Annotated in this window: 19 protein-coding genes; 1 reads left to right on the top strand and 18 read right to left on the bottom strand. The window is 43.6% G+C overall.

Features of this window, described 5'->3' with window-relative positions; genetic code table 11:
* The first annotated feature begins 507 nt into the window (after positions 1 to 507).
* On the top strand, positions 508 to 927 hold the full coding sequence (locus AC0OM3_RS07450) for a helix-turn-helix domain-containing protein (RefSeq protein ID WP_061655096.1): 420 nt from the start codon (positions 508 to 510) through the stop codon (positions 925 to 927).
* Positions 928 to 1,053: 126 nt separating this feature from the next.
* Here AC0OM3_RS07450 and AC0OM3_RS07445 read toward each other — a convergent pair whose 3' ends face one another.
* From AC0OM3_RS07445 to AC0OM3_RS07360, 18 genes are all read right to left on the bottom strand, one after another.
* Complete coding sequence (locus AC0OM3_RS07445) at positions 1,054 to 2,025, bottom strand: toprim domain-containing protein (RefSeq protein ID WP_474211243.1); 972 nt, start codon at positions 2,023 to 2,025, stop codon at positions 1,054 to 1,056.
* A gap of 11 nt (positions 2,026 to 2,036) precedes the next feature.
* Complete coding sequence (locus AC0OM3_RS07440; protein WP_474211242.1) at positions 2,037 to 2,540, bottom strand: hypothetical protein; 504 nt, start codon at positions 2,538 to 2,540, stop codon at positions 2,037 to 2,039.
* Positions 2,541 to 2,552: 12 nt separating this feature from the next.
* Positions 2,553 to 3,365: a P-loop NTPase family protein gene (locus tag AC0OM3_RS07435; protein WP_474211282.1), complete on the bottom strand. Its 813-nt coding sequence runs from the start codon at positions 3,363 to 3,365 to the stop codon at positions 2,553 to 2,555.
* A gap of 499 nt (positions 3,366 to 3,864) precedes the next feature.
* A complete protein-coding gene (locus AC0OM3_RS07430; protein ID WP_474211241.1) occupies positions 3,865 to 4,089 on the bottom strand; it encodes a hypothetical protein in 225 nt (74 codons plus the stop codon).
* The gene (locus AC0OM3_RS07425) at positions 4,086 to 4,424 is read right to left on the bottom strand and encodes a P-loop NTPase family protein (protein ID WP_226800209.1); all 339 of its coding nucleotides are present in this window, start codon (positions 4,422 to 4,424) and stop codon (positions 4,086 to 4,088) included. The genes AC0OM3_RS07430 and AC0OM3_RS07425 overlap by 4 nt, the downstream gene beginning before the upstream one ends.
* 420 nt (positions 4,425 to 4,844) lie before the next feature.
* Positions 4,845 to 5,225, bottom strand: coding sequence for a hypothetical protein (locus AC0OM3_RS07420; RefSeq protein ID WP_098605654.1), 381 nt, complete (start codon positions 5,223 to 5,225; stop codon positions 4,845 to 4,847).
* Between the two features lie 179 nt (positions 5,226 to 5,404).
* Positions 5,405 to 5,749: a helix-turn-helix domain-containing protein gene (locus AC0OM3_RS07415; RefSeq protein ID WP_061655089.1), complete on the bottom strand. Its 345-nt coding sequence runs from the start codon at positions 5,747 to 5,749 to the stop codon at positions 5,405 to 5,407.
* Positions 5,750 to 5,815: 66 nt separating this feature from the next.
* Entirely contained in the window at positions 5,816 to 5,962 is a 147-nt protein-coding gene (locus AC0OM3_RS07410; protein WP_154695878.1) for a hypothetical protein, read from the bottom strand.
* A 103-nt stretch (positions 5,963 to 6,065) separates the two neighbouring features.
* Positions 6,066 to 6,254, bottom strand: coding sequence for a hypothetical protein (locus AC0OM3_RS07405; protein ID WP_474211240.1), 189 nt, complete (start codon positions 6,252 to 6,254; stop codon positions 6,066 to 6,068).
* Positions 6,255 to 6,375: 121 nt separating this feature from the next.
* Positions 6,376 to 6,636 carry a hypothetical protein gene (locus AC0OM3_RS07400; RefSeq protein WP_098605655.1) on the bottom strand — a complete coding sequence of 87 codons (261 nt, stop codon included), beginning with the start codon at positions 6,634 to 6,636 and terminating at the stop codon, positions 6,376 to 6,378.
* 16 nt (positions 6,637 to 6,652) lie between these two features.
* On the bottom strand, positions 6,653 to 7,684 hold the full coding sequence (locus tag AC0OM3_RS07395) for a ParM/StbA family protein (protein WP_061655087.1): 1,032 nt from the start codon (positions 7,682 to 7,684) through the stop codon (positions 6,653 to 6,655).
* A gap of 160 nt (positions 7,685 to 7,844) precedes the next feature.
* Positions 7,845 to 8,858 (bottom strand): helix-turn-helix domain-containing protein, encoded by a 1,014-nt coding sequence (locus AC0OM3_RS07390; RefSeq protein WP_474211239.1) that lies wholly within the window; start codon positions 8,856 to 8,858, stop codon positions 7,845 to 7,847.
* An 870-nt stretch (positions 8,859 to 9,728) separates the two neighbouring features.
* The gene (locus AC0OM3_RS07385; RefSeq protein ID WP_266009562.1) at positions 9,729 to 10,064 is read right to left on the bottom strand and encodes a hypothetical protein; all 336 of its coding nucleotides are present in this window, start codon (positions 10,062 to 10,064) and stop codon (positions 9,729 to 9,731) included.
* A gap of 20 nt (positions 10,065 to 10,084) precedes the next feature.
* Complete coding sequence (locus AC0OM3_RS07380; RefSeq protein WP_474211238.1) at positions 10,085 to 11,116, bottom strand: N-acetylmuramoyl-L-alanine amidase; 1,032 nt, start codon at positions 11,114 to 11,116, stop codon at positions 10,085 to 10,087.
* A gap of 75 nt (positions 11,117 to 11,191) precedes the next feature.
* Complete coding sequence (locus tag AC0OM3_RS07375; RefSeq protein WP_098605658.1) at positions 11,192 to 11,545, bottom strand: hypothetical protein; 354 nt, start codon at positions 11,543 to 11,545, stop codon at positions 11,192 to 11,194.
* 76 nt (positions 11,546 to 11,621) lie between these two features.
* Positions 11,622 to 11,765 (bottom strand): hypothetical protein, encoded by a 144-nt coding sequence (locus AC0OM3_RS07370; protein ID WP_180227094.1) that lies wholly within the window; start codon positions 11,763 to 11,765, stop codon positions 11,622 to 11,624.
* Positions 11,766 to 11,866: 101 nt separating this feature from the next.
* Positions 11,867 to 12,520, bottom strand: coding sequence for a PHD finger domain-containing protein (locus AC0OM3_RS07365; protein ID WP_474211237.1), 654 nt, complete (start codon positions 12,518 to 12,520; stop codon positions 11,867 to 11,869).
* A 77-nt stretch (positions 12,521 to 12,597) separates the two neighbouring features.
* Positions 12,598 to 17,502 (bottom strand): hypothetical protein, encoded by a 4,905-nt coding sequence (locus tag AC0OM3_RS07360; protein WP_474211284.1) that lies wholly within the window; start codon positions 17,500 to 17,502, stop codon positions 12,598 to 12,600.
* Positions 17,503 to 17,557 lie beyond the last annotated feature (55 nt).

The raw sequence follows: 17,557 nt of genomic DNA, 5'->3' as shown, positions 1-17,557 counted from the left end.
CACCCAGAAAAATTAAGCAATATGCGAAAAAAAGAGCTAAATCCGAACAGTCGTTCTCTTTTCAACTCAAAAATCCTAATATATAATAAGTTTTGTAGAAGGTAATAGGTAATATATTCTACATTATTACAATATATGTCATATTAAAAATTGGCAGAATTGTACTACTTGTTTTTGTGGTAGAAAACATGTACAATAAAGCATTGTTTCGCTTGTGGTGAGCGATACAAACGATATTTACTTTTATAGTATTTTTGATTAGGGGTGCGTTGTGGTGACGCTCCCTTAGTTCGTTTTTGCGCAAAAAAAATAAAGGTATAAGATGGTTAGCCTTATACGTAAAATAGAGATTGGTTAGACCTCTTTTCGCAAGTTGTGTAAAAGGTGGTTAGTCTTTTTCCACACTTTTCTATTATAGCAAAGTTTATCCATACTGTAAACGATATTCCGATGTATATAGTCGGTTTATATAAGCGTTGATATCACTACATTACAGAGGTGTTTTTAATGAAAGAAAATGCAGAAAAATCAACTAAAAAGAGAGTGCAAAAGAAACCGCAGATTCACCCCGAATTTGTTGATATCTCGCAGAAACTTCGACGCATACGAGAGGGAAAAGGCCTTACTCTAGTCGAAGCGAGCGATAAGATCGGGATCGGTTTCGTTTTTCTAAGCGAAATCGAACGAGCTTTAAAAGCACCCTCTACCGCAGCTATTAGCGGAATCGCGAGAGTGTACGAGATGGACGAATGCGAAATAGCGATCGCGTATCGTAAAATACCGACATCTGTACTAGAGACGTTAACAAAACGTCAGGATATTTTAAGAATGATCTACGACGTTACAAACAGTGAAGCACTAAGCGATCAGCAGCAAGACGAGCTTTTTAATGATTTCGTAGCTTTATATCGAAGACATAGCAAGTAGTTAGCGCGAATTATATATATATACGTATATTTATCACAATAGATATAGTAACACGCGAATTTTATCTAAAATAGAGAACAAGTGTTCTTTTTACTGTATTAATATAATATAGCAGAAAGCCGCGAACTACGCTACATTAAATAGCGAAGTTTCTACGGCTTTTTTGTTTTTGATCGCTTCCGTTAATTGCCGCGGTGTCATATCGTTAAGGTCTTTGCAGCCTTCGGGAAACTCGATCGTATATAGTCGGATCATACCGAATTTGTTAATTACTTGTTTCTTTAGTTTTTCGCCTGCTTCGTCGTTATCCGCCCCGATGATAAGCTCTTCGATCGGGCTTCGTTCGATTACCGATACCTTTTCGTCAGTGATCGAAGACGTTCCCATCGCAATACCTAAGATCTCAGTAACTTCGTATGCATATTCCGCATCGATTTCGGCTTCGGTTACGATTGCAATTTTATGATCGTCACGATATGCAAGATCGATACCATAAACAAGCTCGCGCATCGGAATACCACCACCTGCATAAAAGAACATTTTCGAATCTGTACGTCGTTTTTTCAACGCAGCTAGACGACCATTTGGCGTTACGTACGGAAAAGTAACGATGTTATTCGCCTCGTCATATCCGTTATTGTAGTATCGCTGCGTCTCGTATGAGATCCCGCGACCTAGTAGATACTCACTTGTGATCGCTAAATTATCTAGTAGTTTCATATCTAGTCCTCGCTCCTTCGTTTTCATTTTTAAACGTGACAGGTCGATCTCTAGTTTCGATTCACCGTCCCATTCTGACGCATATTCAGATAATAGATACTCGATGATCTCTTCTTCGCTGCAATTCTCTAGAAATGCGAGTAGCTGCGTAAAATGTCCCTTTTGAAATTCGCCGCCACCACTATCGCCCCATGACCCCGCAAATGCCGTCGCAGTATCTTCGAAGTAAACGTAAAATGACGGTGACGAATCCGCACGGAAAGGAGAACAAGCGATCAGCCTGTCCGCCCTCCACTTCGGACGATCCCACGAATATTTTTGTATTTCCTTTTCTACATCTACGTCGATCTCTCTTCCGTGTACTTTAATGATCGCCATATGTGCGCCCCCTAATTCAGATCGATATTAAACGTCTCTTGTATCGTACCTTCGGGTACATAGATATGTTTCGCAGTATTGAAGAATGGCGCGACTAGTACATTCGCCCACGTCGATTTATATACGACTTCGGTTTTTTCGATACGTGGTTTTGATCCGTCTTTGATGTATCGTAATTCATCTACGTAATCCGCTCGCTCCATATCGATTCCATAACCTTCGCCCTTTTTATACGCATACTTGTATGTTAATTCGCCGTTTACGTATCCCGAACCTAAGAACATTCGACCTTTCGTTTGTTGTCCGTCACCTAATGCGACTAATTCCGTTACATTGCGTTTTGTTACCATTTCGACATTTTTATCGATAGTGAAGAATAGACCCAAGAATATTACGAGCGCAGTACCGACGATCCCCAACATAACTAGAAATCCTTTTATACCGTTGTCGCATAATTCGTCGATTATAAATCCTACGATAATTCCTATTAATATCGATACACCTAACATAATCATATTATCGCCCCCCTACCAATCATCTTTTAACGCTTCGGCTGCGACTGTTCCTGTAGGCATTTGCGAAATAATACCGTACCCTGCAAGGTAAATCATATTCACGCATACGCCCTCACCGCCGTTACGTCCCTTACCTAGTTTGATAACTCCTTCGCCGTCTAACGTGTCGATTCCGAACGTGTTCGTCGCATCTTCGAGAACTTGCTTCGTCTTCTTAATCTCGTCACGCATTGGCGGTCGTAAGATCCGCTCGTCGTTCTCTTTGTCATTCTCGTCTTTTGTTTCTTCTGCTTGCGTAATTACCATGAGAACAACCTTCGTGCGACCTGCGAGCGCCCGCAGTTTCATCGATAGAGCTGCGAAGTTCCCGCCGTTAACGCCTGATTCGTTCTTCGGTGTGTGCATGTAGTAAAAAGGATCGACTAGTACAACGTCCGCATTACTGTTAATGATGTCTTTTTCTAGTGCCTTATAACTACGGTCTGTGAAATTTTCGCAGTCTACGCCGCGAATAACGATATTCCCTTTAATGTGATCGTTGATATTCTTTAAGAAGTTTTCGAAGTGCGTCATGTGCTCGTCGCTGATCGTACCCATTAACAGATCCTTTGTATTAAATCCTGCGCCGTACTCAACGCCCTTGATCTTTGTTTTGAATAGCTTTTTCGTAGCAGCTACGATCGAGTAGATACGTACAAGTACCTCGTATTTCGACATTTCCAACGCCCATATTAAAACGGTAGCGCCTTCCATTCCCATATGTACGCATTCTGCTAGAGTCGTCGCCGACTTCCCTCGACCTGATCGCCCATAGAACGTATACATATTTCCTGTAAAGTAGCCGCCGATCGCTTCGTTTATATCTTCGAACTTTGATAGCCATACTTTAAACGATTCACCTTGCTGCCTTCGTTTCAGTTCGTATAAGAAATCTTCGGTATCGACTTTTGCGTCCATACCAATTTTCCCGCCGATCGAGTTAACGTCTAGTACATTCTTAACCTGATCGTATAGCCATTGTCCGTACTCGATCCCCTCACTATCGGGCATTTCGGTAAACTTCTTCGATGCTGCTCCTTGTAAGAGTTGTAGATACATATACTTTGCGTTCGTACCCTTTAGATCGTTTACTAGATATTCGTAAGTATCGCCTACGTTCGGCTCGTAATTAAAGTCTAGTACTTCCTCGACTACCGTATTGAATGGCGGCGCTTGATTTCGATTCTTTTCCGCATAACCTTTAATGAATCGTAGTACGTCGCGCTCTTCTTTCGTTCTAAAATGATCTGAATGTAAATTAAAGCGTATGATCGCTTGCGGATCGTTATTTTGAATGATCTTCGATAGTAGCTTCTCGCCCGTTCTCGACATCTGCCGACGCCCCCTTTAATTCCTTGTATCGTTTTGCTAGTTTACGAAATTCAGATAATACATATTGTGCATTCTGCTTTGATAGCCTTCGACTTCCTGCGCTGCCGTACGCCCTGCGATCCGCCCAGTCGTAAAGTGACTCGATTTCTTCTAGTGTTTCTTTTTCGAAGTTCTTCATTTGCGTTTACCTCTCTTACTTGTTCCCGTGAACGTTAATTCTCGCGTCATATCACGAATGCGATCAGGTAGTCGCGGATCTTTGTACAACGCCGCTAACTCTTTTAGCGGTACGTTACTTGTGTAGACCGTCGGTAACTCTTCGACATTGCGGTGATTGATTAACGCATGTAAGTCCATTCGGAATGGCTCTGTTATGTCTTCTCTGACTCCTATATCGTCCATTACAAGGAACGGAACTTCTCTCGCGATCTTTGCCCTTCGGTAATATTCCGCGGCTGCTTCCTCAGCAATATGTCGCGGCACATTCGGCCTATTGAATTGCGTATAGAGCATGTGCCACTCGTTCGCATCGAAGAAATACGCAGGCTGCTGCAATGGACGCAAACCCCGTTTTAGTGATCCGACGTAGTGACGTAGAATGAATTCGTTTATAAGGGCGCAGGCGGTCGTTGTCTTGCCGTTTCCTGTGTTAGGTGAATAAAGGTATAGCCCCATAATTTGTTCGCCTGAGAATTGACGAGAGAACGTTTTAACGTAACGATCTAGTGCGCTATATATCTTCAGCTCGCTTTCGCGTACTTTCGTGTCTACGATCAGCTCGTTTCGATATTGCTTCGGTACATTTGCAGCGTGTACACGCCCGCCGTTTCCGCTATATCCATGTATCGCAATTACATGCGGCAGGATCTCCGCTTGTGTTAGTCCGTCATGTAGTGCGTTTCTTAGAATTCCCTTTTCCATACTATCGCCTCCTTAGAACGTCAGATCGTCGAGATTATCCTCTGACGCGATTTCTAGCTCTTTAATACATTTTATACTATCGAGCACTTTCGGCATCACCTGAGCAAGCATATATGTTCTCATGAACATAAATGAGCAGACTTTATACTTCGGTGACGACTTATACTCTTTTAGGCACTCTTCAATAAACATTTTTGTTTCGAGTTTGCCGTGCTTTTCATACATTTGTTTAATCATCGCGTTATCCAATTTCACGCCACGACTAGCAAAATAGTCGATCCCTCGTACCTCTCGATGTTTGTCGCATAGGAAATTGAAAAACGTAACTGCGTTCCAATCGTCTATGTCTCGCTCTTTCCAATTCTTCGCAGGCGGTAATTTTTTACGTGCCATGCTATCAGCTCCCTTCGAGTACATAAACGCAAGTACGACGATCTTTTAGGTCATATCAATACTGCGTATATTTCTTTTAATTACGCAGACATATATTTATATATAGCTATCATTTAATACTAGTTCTAGTTAGTGTGACGCTGAGCCATGTTACGTAGACGTCACACGGGGATCGTGTGTCATTCGGTAAATATGCGAAAAGCCTTCGAAGGATCTACCGTGTATACGATATTCGTAAATTGATTATCATTTGTACGTACCCATTCCGCAGTTACAAGCGGCTCGCCTTTCCAACGGAAATCTAATAATCGTTTCATACGACGACTCACCGTCTCCCTACGAATCCCTAAATTTCGCGCTAGTTGATCCTGCGACGGATAGCATTTGCCGTTACGATCCATGTACGTTGCAAGCACGCAGTACGTATGCCACAATTCAGCGCCCATTGCTGCCATTAAGCCGTTACGGGCATTCACGAAAAATTTGACGAATACTTCGCCGTTTTGCATTTCATCGTTGCGCAATCTTATCGCCTCCTAAAAACTCGACTACGAACATAAACGCCGTAAACACAAAAAAGACGAGATCTTTTAGATCCCGCCTGCATAGCGATACTCTACTTTTATATGTTTACATCCTTGTCGATAGTTTTTAATGAAGTCTTTCGCCTTTTCCTGCATTTCGCCCAACGTTCCGATACTTACATAACGGTAGTCGATCCATAATTGATAGTGCATTATTCAACACCTCGATAGCAGCGCTCTAATATTTCGTGATCGCGTTTAAACTTCCTATAATAGTAAAGAAACCCCGCCGACAATACTGCCGCTACAAAGGCGACTATTGTTGTTTAAACCATGACACCACGACCTTTACGTGTAGATTTTCTTCGAGCATTTTGTAAAACGTCTTTTCGTCTACCTGTATGTACTTGTAACCCTTATCGGTCATAACTTCGACGCGTATTTCATTCTCGAAACCCGTCCCCGTGACATTGACGTAACCGCCGAATAAATCATTTTTAACCATTGTTGTAAATCTCCTCCTTTTTTCGATACCTTTACGTACATAAATGCTTGTCGTATTATGTTTCGACCAACAAAAAGACGACACCTTCGCGGTATCGTATTTTCGTCATTTTTATATTAAATTAGAGATCGAATTCTTTAATTGCGTCATTAGCTTTCGGCGCTTCTCGTGGTGCTTGTTCGCTAGGTTGCGCGAATAGTCCTGTTTGCATATTTGCAATCATCTTTTCAATTGCCGCCTGTTTTGCGTTCTCTATCCTAACGTAAATCTTCATTGCTTCTATTATATGGTACTGCGTTGGCTTGCCTTCGAGAAAATCATTAATCATCTTTTCGTCGGGTTTTGACGAGTCCGCCTTGAAAGAATGCTGCTTGATAGCCATTAGTAACCCCCCTTAGTTAAACCGTTGCTTTCACGTCTTGAACCATCGCATATTTAGCGTAGCCTTTAGCGTTTGCCGTTTGTGCGCCTTGTTCTGCTTTCGTGTTAACGCCTGTTAAGTACGGTTTAATGTATTCGTGTAATGCTAGTAAGCTACCACCCGTGAATAGTACTACGTCGTAATCTTTTAATACATATCCTAAATTATCCACACGCTGCATTACGGTACGTGCCGTATATTCTAGCGCTTGTTCCATAATATCTTTAATATCGTACTCTTTGCCGCCCGTCTCAATTATTACTTTCGATAAGACTTCCTTGTCGGTGAATTCGTCTTTAATGTATTCACGTTTAGCACTTCGTAACAGGCTATCCATATGCAAGAATGATACGATACCTCTAGCGCCTTGTTTCGTAAGCTCGTCTTTAATGATACGGTTTGCTTCCATCATTCCGACTTGTACGCCGTCGTAACGTATTGTGCGTAATCCTTTCGCCTCGCATACGTCAGTAGTACCGAACCCGATATCGATTACTAGTTTGCGCGCATCTTTTTCCCATTCCATACCTTTACGGATCTTTAGGTTGTAATCATAAATGCGATTCACTACCGATCCGATCGGCTGCATAGGCGTATAAACGCGAACTACTTCGAATGTCTTTTCTATGTCATTGATCTTAACCGTATGTTTTCCAATCAAATTACGTTTTACCTTTTCGTGATTCTCTTCGTTTTTATAATCTTCGCTAGGAAGTCCCGTACCGATAACAACTTCGCTTCCGTCTTTAACTAGTTGCGCTACTGCTAGGATCGTTTCTGTACGATATCCCGCGCTAGAATAACGATCATCATTTCTTGCGCTACTGCTTGCGCTCTCTTCTTCACCGATAACGTATTGTACGCCTTCGTATGTATAAACCGTTAACCCTGTTGTATCTTCGAATGATTCCACTCTTCGCGATGTGTTCAAATAGCATAAATCTTCGTTTACTGATGCAACTTTCACGAACGAATTCGCAGCCTCTACGCCGATATAATCTACCGTCATGTGTATAACCCCCACCAAATTAATATATTTAATTATCGATAACTACATTATACTACACTTGATATTGTATCGCAATATAGTCAGTGGTAGTATTTCGTATAATTTCCGTAGATCGACTATATAATAACGAAAAAGTGTAGCGGAATGTATAGATTTATAGTCAATACGGTAGATCGTCGTTATTGAAATCGTTTGGAACTATATGTACGTTACCATAAACGGTAGGCATTACGAAGGTAGGTCGCTCAATCTTCGTGTTTTTTAATATATTTGCAATTTCGTTGTTAAATAGATCTAGTTCTTCGTTAGGATCAACGGTAGGCGCTTCGATCATAGTTAAGCGATCCTTAAACATTTCTAACGCAGTAGTATAAATATAGCCGCCTAGTGTCGTATGTATATCGCCGTTACGATGCCTAATTACACAATCTCTTATGCGGTTTCCTAATTCCGTAGCAAATAAGCAGTCTTGTATACAAAGCTCTTGTAGTGTCCATTCTGTCTTTTGAGATAGTTCGCTATTTTTGAATGCTAGAATAATATCTTTTGTTAGTTTATTGCCTAGATCATTTTCTAAACCTGCGTATGCAGTTCGTAAACATTGTGGTGTATCTGCAAATAGTTTGACTTCCCTTACTTCTTGATCTTTAACTAGATTAGTATTGTTATTCTTTTCGAAGTCTTTTAAGGTTTTATTGTTTAAGGTTTTAACTGGGGTTTTAGAAAGAGTTTCACTTTCGATTTTCGGCTGCTCGTCCTTACTCTCGCAAGGGATTTCGTCACATGGTCGCTCTGCAACTGATCCTGCAACTGATCCTGCAATAGCGTTTGAAAGTACATATACATTTGCGCCTAGTCCGCCTGATTTCTTTCGGCGAGTCTCGACTTTGTACAAGATTCCTAGATCTTCTAGTTTCTTAGTTGCGTAGTTAATTGTACGGATTGATTTGCCGACTGCACCTGCGATAGTTTTTACGAGTAGTTTCGCTACGCCTACGACCTTAACCGCATGTTGTGCGATGAAGTCTAGAACTTCCATTTGCGTATAACTTAACTCTTCAGCGTGGTAACTTTTAGCAATTGCGATCGTCTCGTCCATTGCTTCGATAGAATCGAATTGCGATAAATTAGCGTATTCGCTCATGTAGTGTTTGTTTGTAGTTGCGTTTGTCATAATAAATATTCTCCTTATATAACAACGCCTCTTTACCTACGGGGATATATGTAGTATAATCGTGGTAGGTTTCGTTCTGCCGCGCCAACGGCTTTACGAATTATATAGAGTACGTTGTTACTCTTTATATTTTTAATTTGATATTTAGGCTTTACCTTTACCGCTAGCGACTGCAATCGTTGGCGGTTTTTTCTTTGCCTAAAACTAGAATACACCGATATCGCCGTATTGTCAATGAAAAAGTTGCACCGTCGGGAATCTCGTCGAAATATTGCCCTGCTGCGTAGTTTTTGCCATGCAACGACCCTGCAACTTAGGACTACAACCGACGCGTTTTTCGCAATAAAAAAGAACGATCGCCGCTGATCGTCCTACATCGTTGCTACTATTGCTTTCGAGAATAACACAAGTACGTAATACATAAAACCTAGACATACCGCTATTTTTAGTGATCTTCTGAACATTTCAATTGTGGAATTTTTTATTTCTCTTTCCTTCTTTCTTTTATAATTTCATAGACTACGTTTCCGACTATTAATATCGAGAATGTTCCTATTAATATATCGACAATCATCGAATACCTTCTTTTGTCGTTTTTTGCTACATTCATATTTGTTAATTTAATGTAAAATCGATATCGCAAACTTTTCAAAGGCTATTTTACTCAAGTTGCGTAATAATTTCACGTACCACACTCAAAATCCTTTTAAAGACAAAACGAAACACCCTAGAACTTCGTCAGTAGGGCGTAACGTTGTCGCAGTTTTTGGAGATAGATGTTTTATGAAGAATAAGAATAAGCCGCGCAGCAGTTCGCCACAAACTACCACGCAATAAGGATCGCCACAACCCTTACATGTACATAAACGCCTAGCCTAGCCCGCGTTCGGTTAAATCTTGATCGATTTTCGTAATTTGTGCGTGCTGCCAACGCTCATTCGCGCCTAAGAACGTTACGGCCTCGCTAGGTTTATCACCGTAACCGCTACCGATCGACGCGTTATTAATGATGCCTAGACCGATCAGGACAGTCGTTAACCAATCCGCCAACGTTACGATACTGTCTGCGACTTCCTGCGTTGGAATATAGCCGTATGCCAGTCCTTGCTTAACTAGGAACGCTACTAATGCTAGCAACGTCCCTTTGTTAAGTAGGCGAGCTTTTAGCTTTCGGAAGTATAGCTTATTACCGATTTTCTTTAACATATGATCGCCTCTTTCGTTTATTAGTCACGTACGAAACGTGTATATGACGGATCTAATTTGACCCATTCGTCTGTACCGACGCAAGCCCAGTCGCCTACGATTCCCCATACTTTGAATGAGCCGCTATTGATGTGCTTAACGACCTCGTAGTTAGTGCCCGCGCCTTTACGAACACGTACGTTAGTACCTGTAACGTATACAACGCCTGTTACTGCTTGCGGTTGTTGTCCGTATAGTTTTAACGTTGTGTACGATGGATCAGCGTATACCCATTCGCCATTACCTACGCAAGCCCAACCGTTTTCCATAGCCCATAGGATATAAACGTTCTTTGGAATGTATCGTTTGAATGGATAGTTAGTGCCCGCACCTGTACGGATTCGAACGCCTTCGCCATTGATCGTAATTGTTCCGATACCTTGCTGCGAAGATCCAGCGCCGCTCGTTGGTGGTGGCGTTGGTTGCGATGTGCTGCCGCCAGTGTTCCCACTGTCTTTGTAGCTCTTACCTAAGTACGTACAAATTGCTTTTGCGTATCCTTGCGCTAACTTTCGTAGCACTTCGTTTTTATGGATATGTGCCATGTCTGACGCGTTGCTGATGAATCCGTTCTCTGTTAAAACTGCGGGCATATTAGTTTCGCGAACTACTGCAAGATTTGCCGTTTTCTTACCACGATCTCGGAAACCTAAAGGCGCTAGTACTTTCATCGCTTCCGCATGAAGTAAGTCTTGTAACTGATTCGTACGGGCGTTATTACGGTTGTATACGAATGACTCGTACCCTAATGCGCTAGGATTGTCCGAAGAATTGAGGTGATTCGAAATGAATACCTTTGCGCCTCGATCGTTTGCCATTTTAGCTCGGCCAGACAACGTTACGAATACGTCCGTCGTACGAGTCATATACGTACTAACACCGCTCGCTTGAAGTTCTTCGTTTAGCATGTGCGATAGTGTTAGCGCTCGCTCTTTCTCTAGCAATCCGTTTCCTACTGCGCCGCTATCGTGCGCTCCGTGTCCTGCGTCGATTACTACATCTACGTTTGTCATTTAAATTCCCCCTATTTGATTTTTATAGAACGAGTGAGCGGCCCTACATGTACATAAACGCGGCTCGTCCCGTATTTAGATCGGAAATGCGAGTTTTATTCCGACTAGGCCGCCTAGTACCGTTAAGATCGCAATGATAATCACTACGAACCATTTGACTAACTGCATTTGATTCGACATGAAAACATCTTGCTTCTTATCGAAGTTATCGATCTTCTCGCCTTGCTTAACACTAGACTTCGTTAATTCGATCAGGAGGGCGTTTATTTCGTCCATACGCCTTTCTAGTACGGCGATCTTTCTATGCGCTTCCTCCGCCTCTTGCTTCGTGTCATACGTAACCTCTCGCAGCTTTGCGATCGCTCGCTCTAATTGCTGCTGCTTGAAGATAACGTCGGCTAGCGTCATTTCCCTTGCTTCTGCCGTCATACTCACGCACCCCCTTTCGCAGATTGCTAAATTATCCAAAAAGAAAAAGAGCGGTAATTTACCGCCCTATCTCTCGTTAAATTTCGGGTGTTTGTGGTGCGTCGATTACTTCCGTCATAGGTTGCGAAGGCTCTTTCGCGGCGTTAGCTGCGGATCGTTCCGCCTCTAGCTTCTGTACTCGTACCTCTAAATTTAATTTATCGTTAGCTAGTACTCGCACCTGCTCGGACAAGATCGCTTTATCCGTCGTTAAACTTGCGATCTGTAATGCTAGGTCGTTTCTGATATTATCGTGATTTACGTCGATGTGTACTTGTGACATTACGCATTACCTCCCATAATTTTACGTAGTTCTAGAAACTCGTCGTTCGATAGTCTCCAATTTAGATGTGTAGCAATTCCGAATGAGTCGCGTTCCCTTGCGCCTCGAAGGTCTAATCTGTACTTATCGCTAAATGCTTCTAATGCTGCGATACGCTCTTTTTCTCGCTTTTCTAGAGATGGTACTAGTTCCTCGTATAAATCCGTGTAATCACCGTGAATCATAGCGATAGGCGTACGATTTCTAAGTCGAAGAAACCAATATAACTCGTCGTACGGCAATGGCTCACCGTATAGCTGCTCGATTTCGTCTAGCTCTCGTAATTGCTCATAGACAACGTAATATCGTAGTCTTGCAGGCTCACCCTTAATAATGCGCTCGATTTCTTCGGGCGTTGGATCTACCCATATACGACCTGTTAATTTTGTGTAGCATTCACGACATACGCGAATTCCCGACCAGTTGATCGTGCTGATCGTTTTAAAACACGATTGGCAGAAGTCTCGGCGCTGCTTTTTTGGTCGTAGTGTGATCGTTCCCGATGGATCTCCTTCGATGCTCATTTCCATGTCAGGCAATACGCCCGTTCTTCGTACGATCTCGTGAGGCAACTTAATAAGGCCGTCTTCTTGTATTGTTGTTTGTTGTGTCATATGCGTACCTCCATGATTGTATTTAAGGCGAATCTAGCGCCTCACGAACATAAACGCTAGACCGCCCTCTATTTTGGTTATAGTCTTACTGCGACTTTCCACGAACCGCCGATATATACGTAGATTGCGTTACCCGCCTGATCGTGCCAACCGACCCATATCATGCGATCAACCCCCGCAGGACGTGAATCAATACAACGATATCCCATAGCCTCTACGTGGCTTTGACGAACTTCGATTGGGTTATTTCCCCATATACGAAGACGTTCAGACATTTCAAGACCTACGCCGTTTGCGTTTCGACCTGCGATACTTAATCCGCCGCCCTCTACTCGCGTATTACCTTGCATCATAAGATTTCGAAGGTGCATACGAACGGGTGATAAGTGTCCATTTGACATCACCCATAGACTATCTTCTGAATCGTAAGGTACGGCCTTATCTCCTTGAACCGCCTGTACGCCGTCGATTAACGCATGTTCACCGCCATTTACACGGAAACGTAGGCGAATCCTGTTCGTTCTCTCGTGATTTAGTGTTGATGGCGTGGTTACGGTGAATCCATAACGTACGAACTCTCCCGCAGGAGTCGAAGGTATGGCGAAGTTTTTAACTTCCGACCCTATGACACTACCATTCTTGACATACTCGACTTGTACTTGTGGCGCACCTGCTCCGATGTAAAACGGCTTACTCGCGTGGAATGATATCGTATACTTTGTGTTAGCCTTCGCATCGATGTCTTGATATACGTAAGCGCTCGAATTAACTAGGACGGCCTTTCGTCCGAATGCGCTTGATCCTTCGGGTACATCCGTGTTGTATCCGTCGATCATACGAGGTGAACCGACTCTAGCCCATCTACCGTAACGATCATTCTCGGTAATGAATTCCCAGTTAATGAATCTATAACATTGATTCCATATATCTCCGTCCGCCGATAACATTTCGAATGAGTGGTCGGCGATCAGGTTGGTTTGCGATTGTAGAGAATGTGTAAACCCTGTCTTCGCGTCTTTCACTAGGAAGTCGGCTTGTGTTACTTGTACACCATCCTTACCGATCGTTACACGTCCGTTACTGATCGTTACGTTATCGGCGTTTATCGTACCTGACGCGATGTTCTGCGCCTTTAAGTTAATGATATTCGTATTGTTAGCGTTAATCGTTCCGCCCGTAATACGATCCGCCGACATCGTTCCCGAAGTGATAACGGCTGCGCTTAGGTTTCGTACTTGTACCTTATTCGCATCGAGAATACCTGACGTGATTTTATCCGCCGTAATCCCTGCTGCTGCGATTTTATCGGTAGTGATCGAACCTGCTGCGATCTTCGAAGCGTTAACGGCATTGGCTGCAATCTTATCCGCAGTTACCGCATTCGCTGCCACTTTATCGGAAGTAACCGCATTTGCTGCGATTTTACTTGCATGTACAGATCCGTTTACGAGTAGTTTGTTGTCAGTCATTCGTCGGATCGTTACGTCAGTAAACACCCACTCGCCGTGCTTTTCCGTTGCATTAATCTGCGTCCATACTTGTATATATCTAGCGTTATCAGGTAGTTGAATTTCGCCCGACATCTTCGACCAACCGCCCGCATTGCGTCGTATAGCAGGGTAATTAAATACCGTTCTATTTTGATCGAATACGAAGAACCCGACTGCGAATTGATTGTTGCCGCTGATATGACACGATGAATATTCGATCAGAAAACGATCGCCGCCGTTAACTGGGATTAATTGCCCGCATGTTGCGTCTCTTCTATCTTTCATAGACCCGACGTTAGGGGTTGGTGATCCCGCAGGGATTCCCGTAGCATTCCATGCCTTGACAGTTATTCCGTTCCACTCTGCGCCCGACCCTCTATCGAAATTCGGATTAGGGCACATATTTGTAAAATCACCTACGGTTAGCTTATCGACGGATATCGACTTAGCTCCAATACGACCTGCATTTAAGATACCTGACGTAATATTCTCCGCCTTTAGATTCGTAACACCGATCTTCGCTGCGTCGATTGTACCCGATGTAATGTTTGCCGCATTAATTCCGATTACAGTAATCTTACGTGCATCGATTGTACCCGACGTGATCTTATCTGCTGAGATACCCGCCGCCGCAATCTTATCGGTAGTGATCGAACCCGCTGCGATCTTTGCTGCCGTTACTGCATTCGCTGCGAGTTTGTCTGCATTAATTGCGTTCGCCCCGATTCTAGCTGCGTTTAGAATCCCTGACGTAATATTCTCCGCCTTTAGATTCGTAACGCCGATCTTCGCTGCATCGATCGTACCGCTCGTGATATTACCTGCATTTAAGTTGATAATATTCGTATTCGCTGCGTTGATCGTACCGCCATTAATTCGATCAGCAGTCATAGTACCCGACGTAATGTTATTCGCTTTTAAGTTCACAACGTCTACTTTGTTCGCATCGATCTTACCTGCCGTAATACGATCCGCTACGATTGCGCCGCTATCTACCGCAGTAACCGAAGGTGAATGCCATAAAATAGACGCTGCTTTGTTCTTCGCTTTCGGATAATACCCGCTATAGAATCGCATACGTAAGTACTTTGTAGCGTGGTGCATTCGATATGACGACTGTATGTTTCTACCTTGTGGCGCTTCGTTTCCGTCTGATTGCGAAGCTACCGCATAACCGTCCATGAACTGCCACTGTCCAACCGTACCCAATCCTGACCAAAAATACGGATTCGTACGAGGTGTTCCGCTTAGTGCGCCGTTAGTTGGATTTAGCGGCTGCATCGGAAGTTCCTTTTTATTCTTGTCGTATGCTTGTACACCGAAGTACTGCGATCCTTCTCTCTCGTTCTTCTCGACAAACATTCCGATACTGAATTTGTATGTTTGGTTTGGATCTACTTCGAAAAACTCTGAATGATATAGCGTAGGTGTATCGTGCTCCGTCGTCGTGAACGTATGGACAAGAACATCACCCATATTTTCAGATCCTCGAAGGTTTACCGTAGATGTCGCATGTTTCGATACTTGCCATCCTGTAGAATCATTTCCAGTTATCGAAGTGTTAGCGACTAGACTTTTCGCTAGTACATGCAGCTTGTCCGTCGTGATCGCGTTCGCCGCAACCTTATCAGCAGTAACCGCATTTGCTGCGATCTTATCTACGGTTACGGAATTCGCCTGTAACTTCGAAGCGTTGATCGAATTTGCTGCGAGTTTGTCTACCGTGACCGCATTCGCTGCGATTTTTTCAGCCGTAACGGAATTCGCTTGCAGCTTCGAGGCATTAATCGAATTTGCTCCGATACGTTCTGCGTTTAACGTACCTGTACTAATGTTGCTAGCATTAAGGTTTACGAAGTTTGCTTTATTCCCATCGATCGTTTGTCCGTATAATCTTTCAGCGGATAACGTACCCTTTGTGAGAAAACCCGCGTCGCTTGCTAGCTCTTCGAAATCTAGCGGTGATGGCGTCCATTGTGAAGATACCTCGCTTACTTTCATCATTACGCCAGTGACGCAAGCCTCGCCGTTAGATCCTTTTAGACAGTTCGCCGTGATTCGAACTTCGTCGAGGCTTGTCATTCCTGCCCAGTCGTTAAATTCGAACGTAATCCATTCCCACCCGCGGCCGCGAATGTCGTTTGCTGCGCCTGCGTTTACGTACTTCATGATCTCTTTTCCGTCTTTGTCCATACCTCGGAATCTCGCATAGAAACGAATACCGCCCGTTGTCATTGAGTGGGTATAAACCCACCCGCCGAACTGTACTTTATTCCCTAAGATTCGAGCGTTTGCGACTGGAATTGTATTGATTAAGAAGTTTTCGGCCGTTGAAGGTTGTTTGTTTATTAATCGGAATACGTGCGTAAACCCGTTTAATGCGCCAGTAGTTTCGATCGTCCATTTATCAGTGACTCCTGTTTGTGTAGCCGACCAACCCAACCAACCTAATTTCGCAGCACTATTTAACGCTAAGTTTTGACCGCTTGCTGATCCGATAGTGTCTCGTACTTCTTGTAGCTCTTCTTCTCGTGGTTGGTCGTAGTCGGTCGCCATTGTACCGATCCCGACTTTGAATTCTTCTAGCGTAATTGTCCCGCCTGTAAAGTCGCGAGCCAATACATACGCGGATAGTGATTTGATCGGTTTATCGAATACGCTACCTGTCCCCGATAGTAAAAGGCGACTATATTCGACGTTTGGTTTTATAATCTTCTCGCCTCTACCGCTGATGTATTGCGATGTTCCATCTACATAATCGATCCTTACTTCCATACCGATCCACGGATTTGTATTGCCGATCGTCGCTACCTTACCCGACACTTTTAGTGATACCGTTAGCGGCTTCCCTTGAATATCCTTGATCGCATAATCTACGAATTTAAAGTACGTATAATCTTTTGCAGCACCGTCTTTTACGATATGCGTTACGCCCTTTGTACCTAGTAGTAAGTTGCGGCCGACATTCGATAAACCTGCGATTCTGTCCCCTAGTTCTTTCGCTGCCTTTTCTTCTGCCGCTTTCTGCGCTGCATCTGCCTTTTTCTTTGCATCTGCTGCCGCGGCTTCTTCGGCTTTCTTGCGTGCTTCTTCCGCCAGTCTTTCTGCCTCTGTTTTCGCATTCTTTTCGGCTTCCTTACGAGCTGCTAGAATACGATTATCGGCTTCGCTCAATGCGCCTTGCTTTGCTGCATCTGCCTTGTTTTGCGCATCTTGCTTTAGTGCCTCTTCGACTTGTTTCGTTACTTCGTCCGTATGTGCATTTGCTTCTTTTTGTGCCTGCTGCGCCAGTCTTTCGGCTTCTGTTTTCAAGGCTGCGTCTAGTTCTTTCGCCGTTTTAATCGCTGCGTCTCTCGCTGCATTCGCTTTTGTATCAGCATCTTGTTTTAACGCTTCTTCGACTTGCTTCGTAACTTCGTCCGTATGCTTCTTCGCTGCTCCTTCGGCTTCTTTAGCGATCCTTTCGGCTTCTGTCTTGATCGCCCTGTCCATTTCTTCGGCTTGCTTGATCGCTGCATCTTGTGCCTTCTTCGCTTCGTCCTGCGCC

Source organism: Bacillus sp. FAU20 (genome assembly GCF_056033865.1).
The sequence above is the reverse complement of the archived record's forward strand: the minus strand, read 5'-3'. Positions and strand labels throughout refer to the sequence as shown.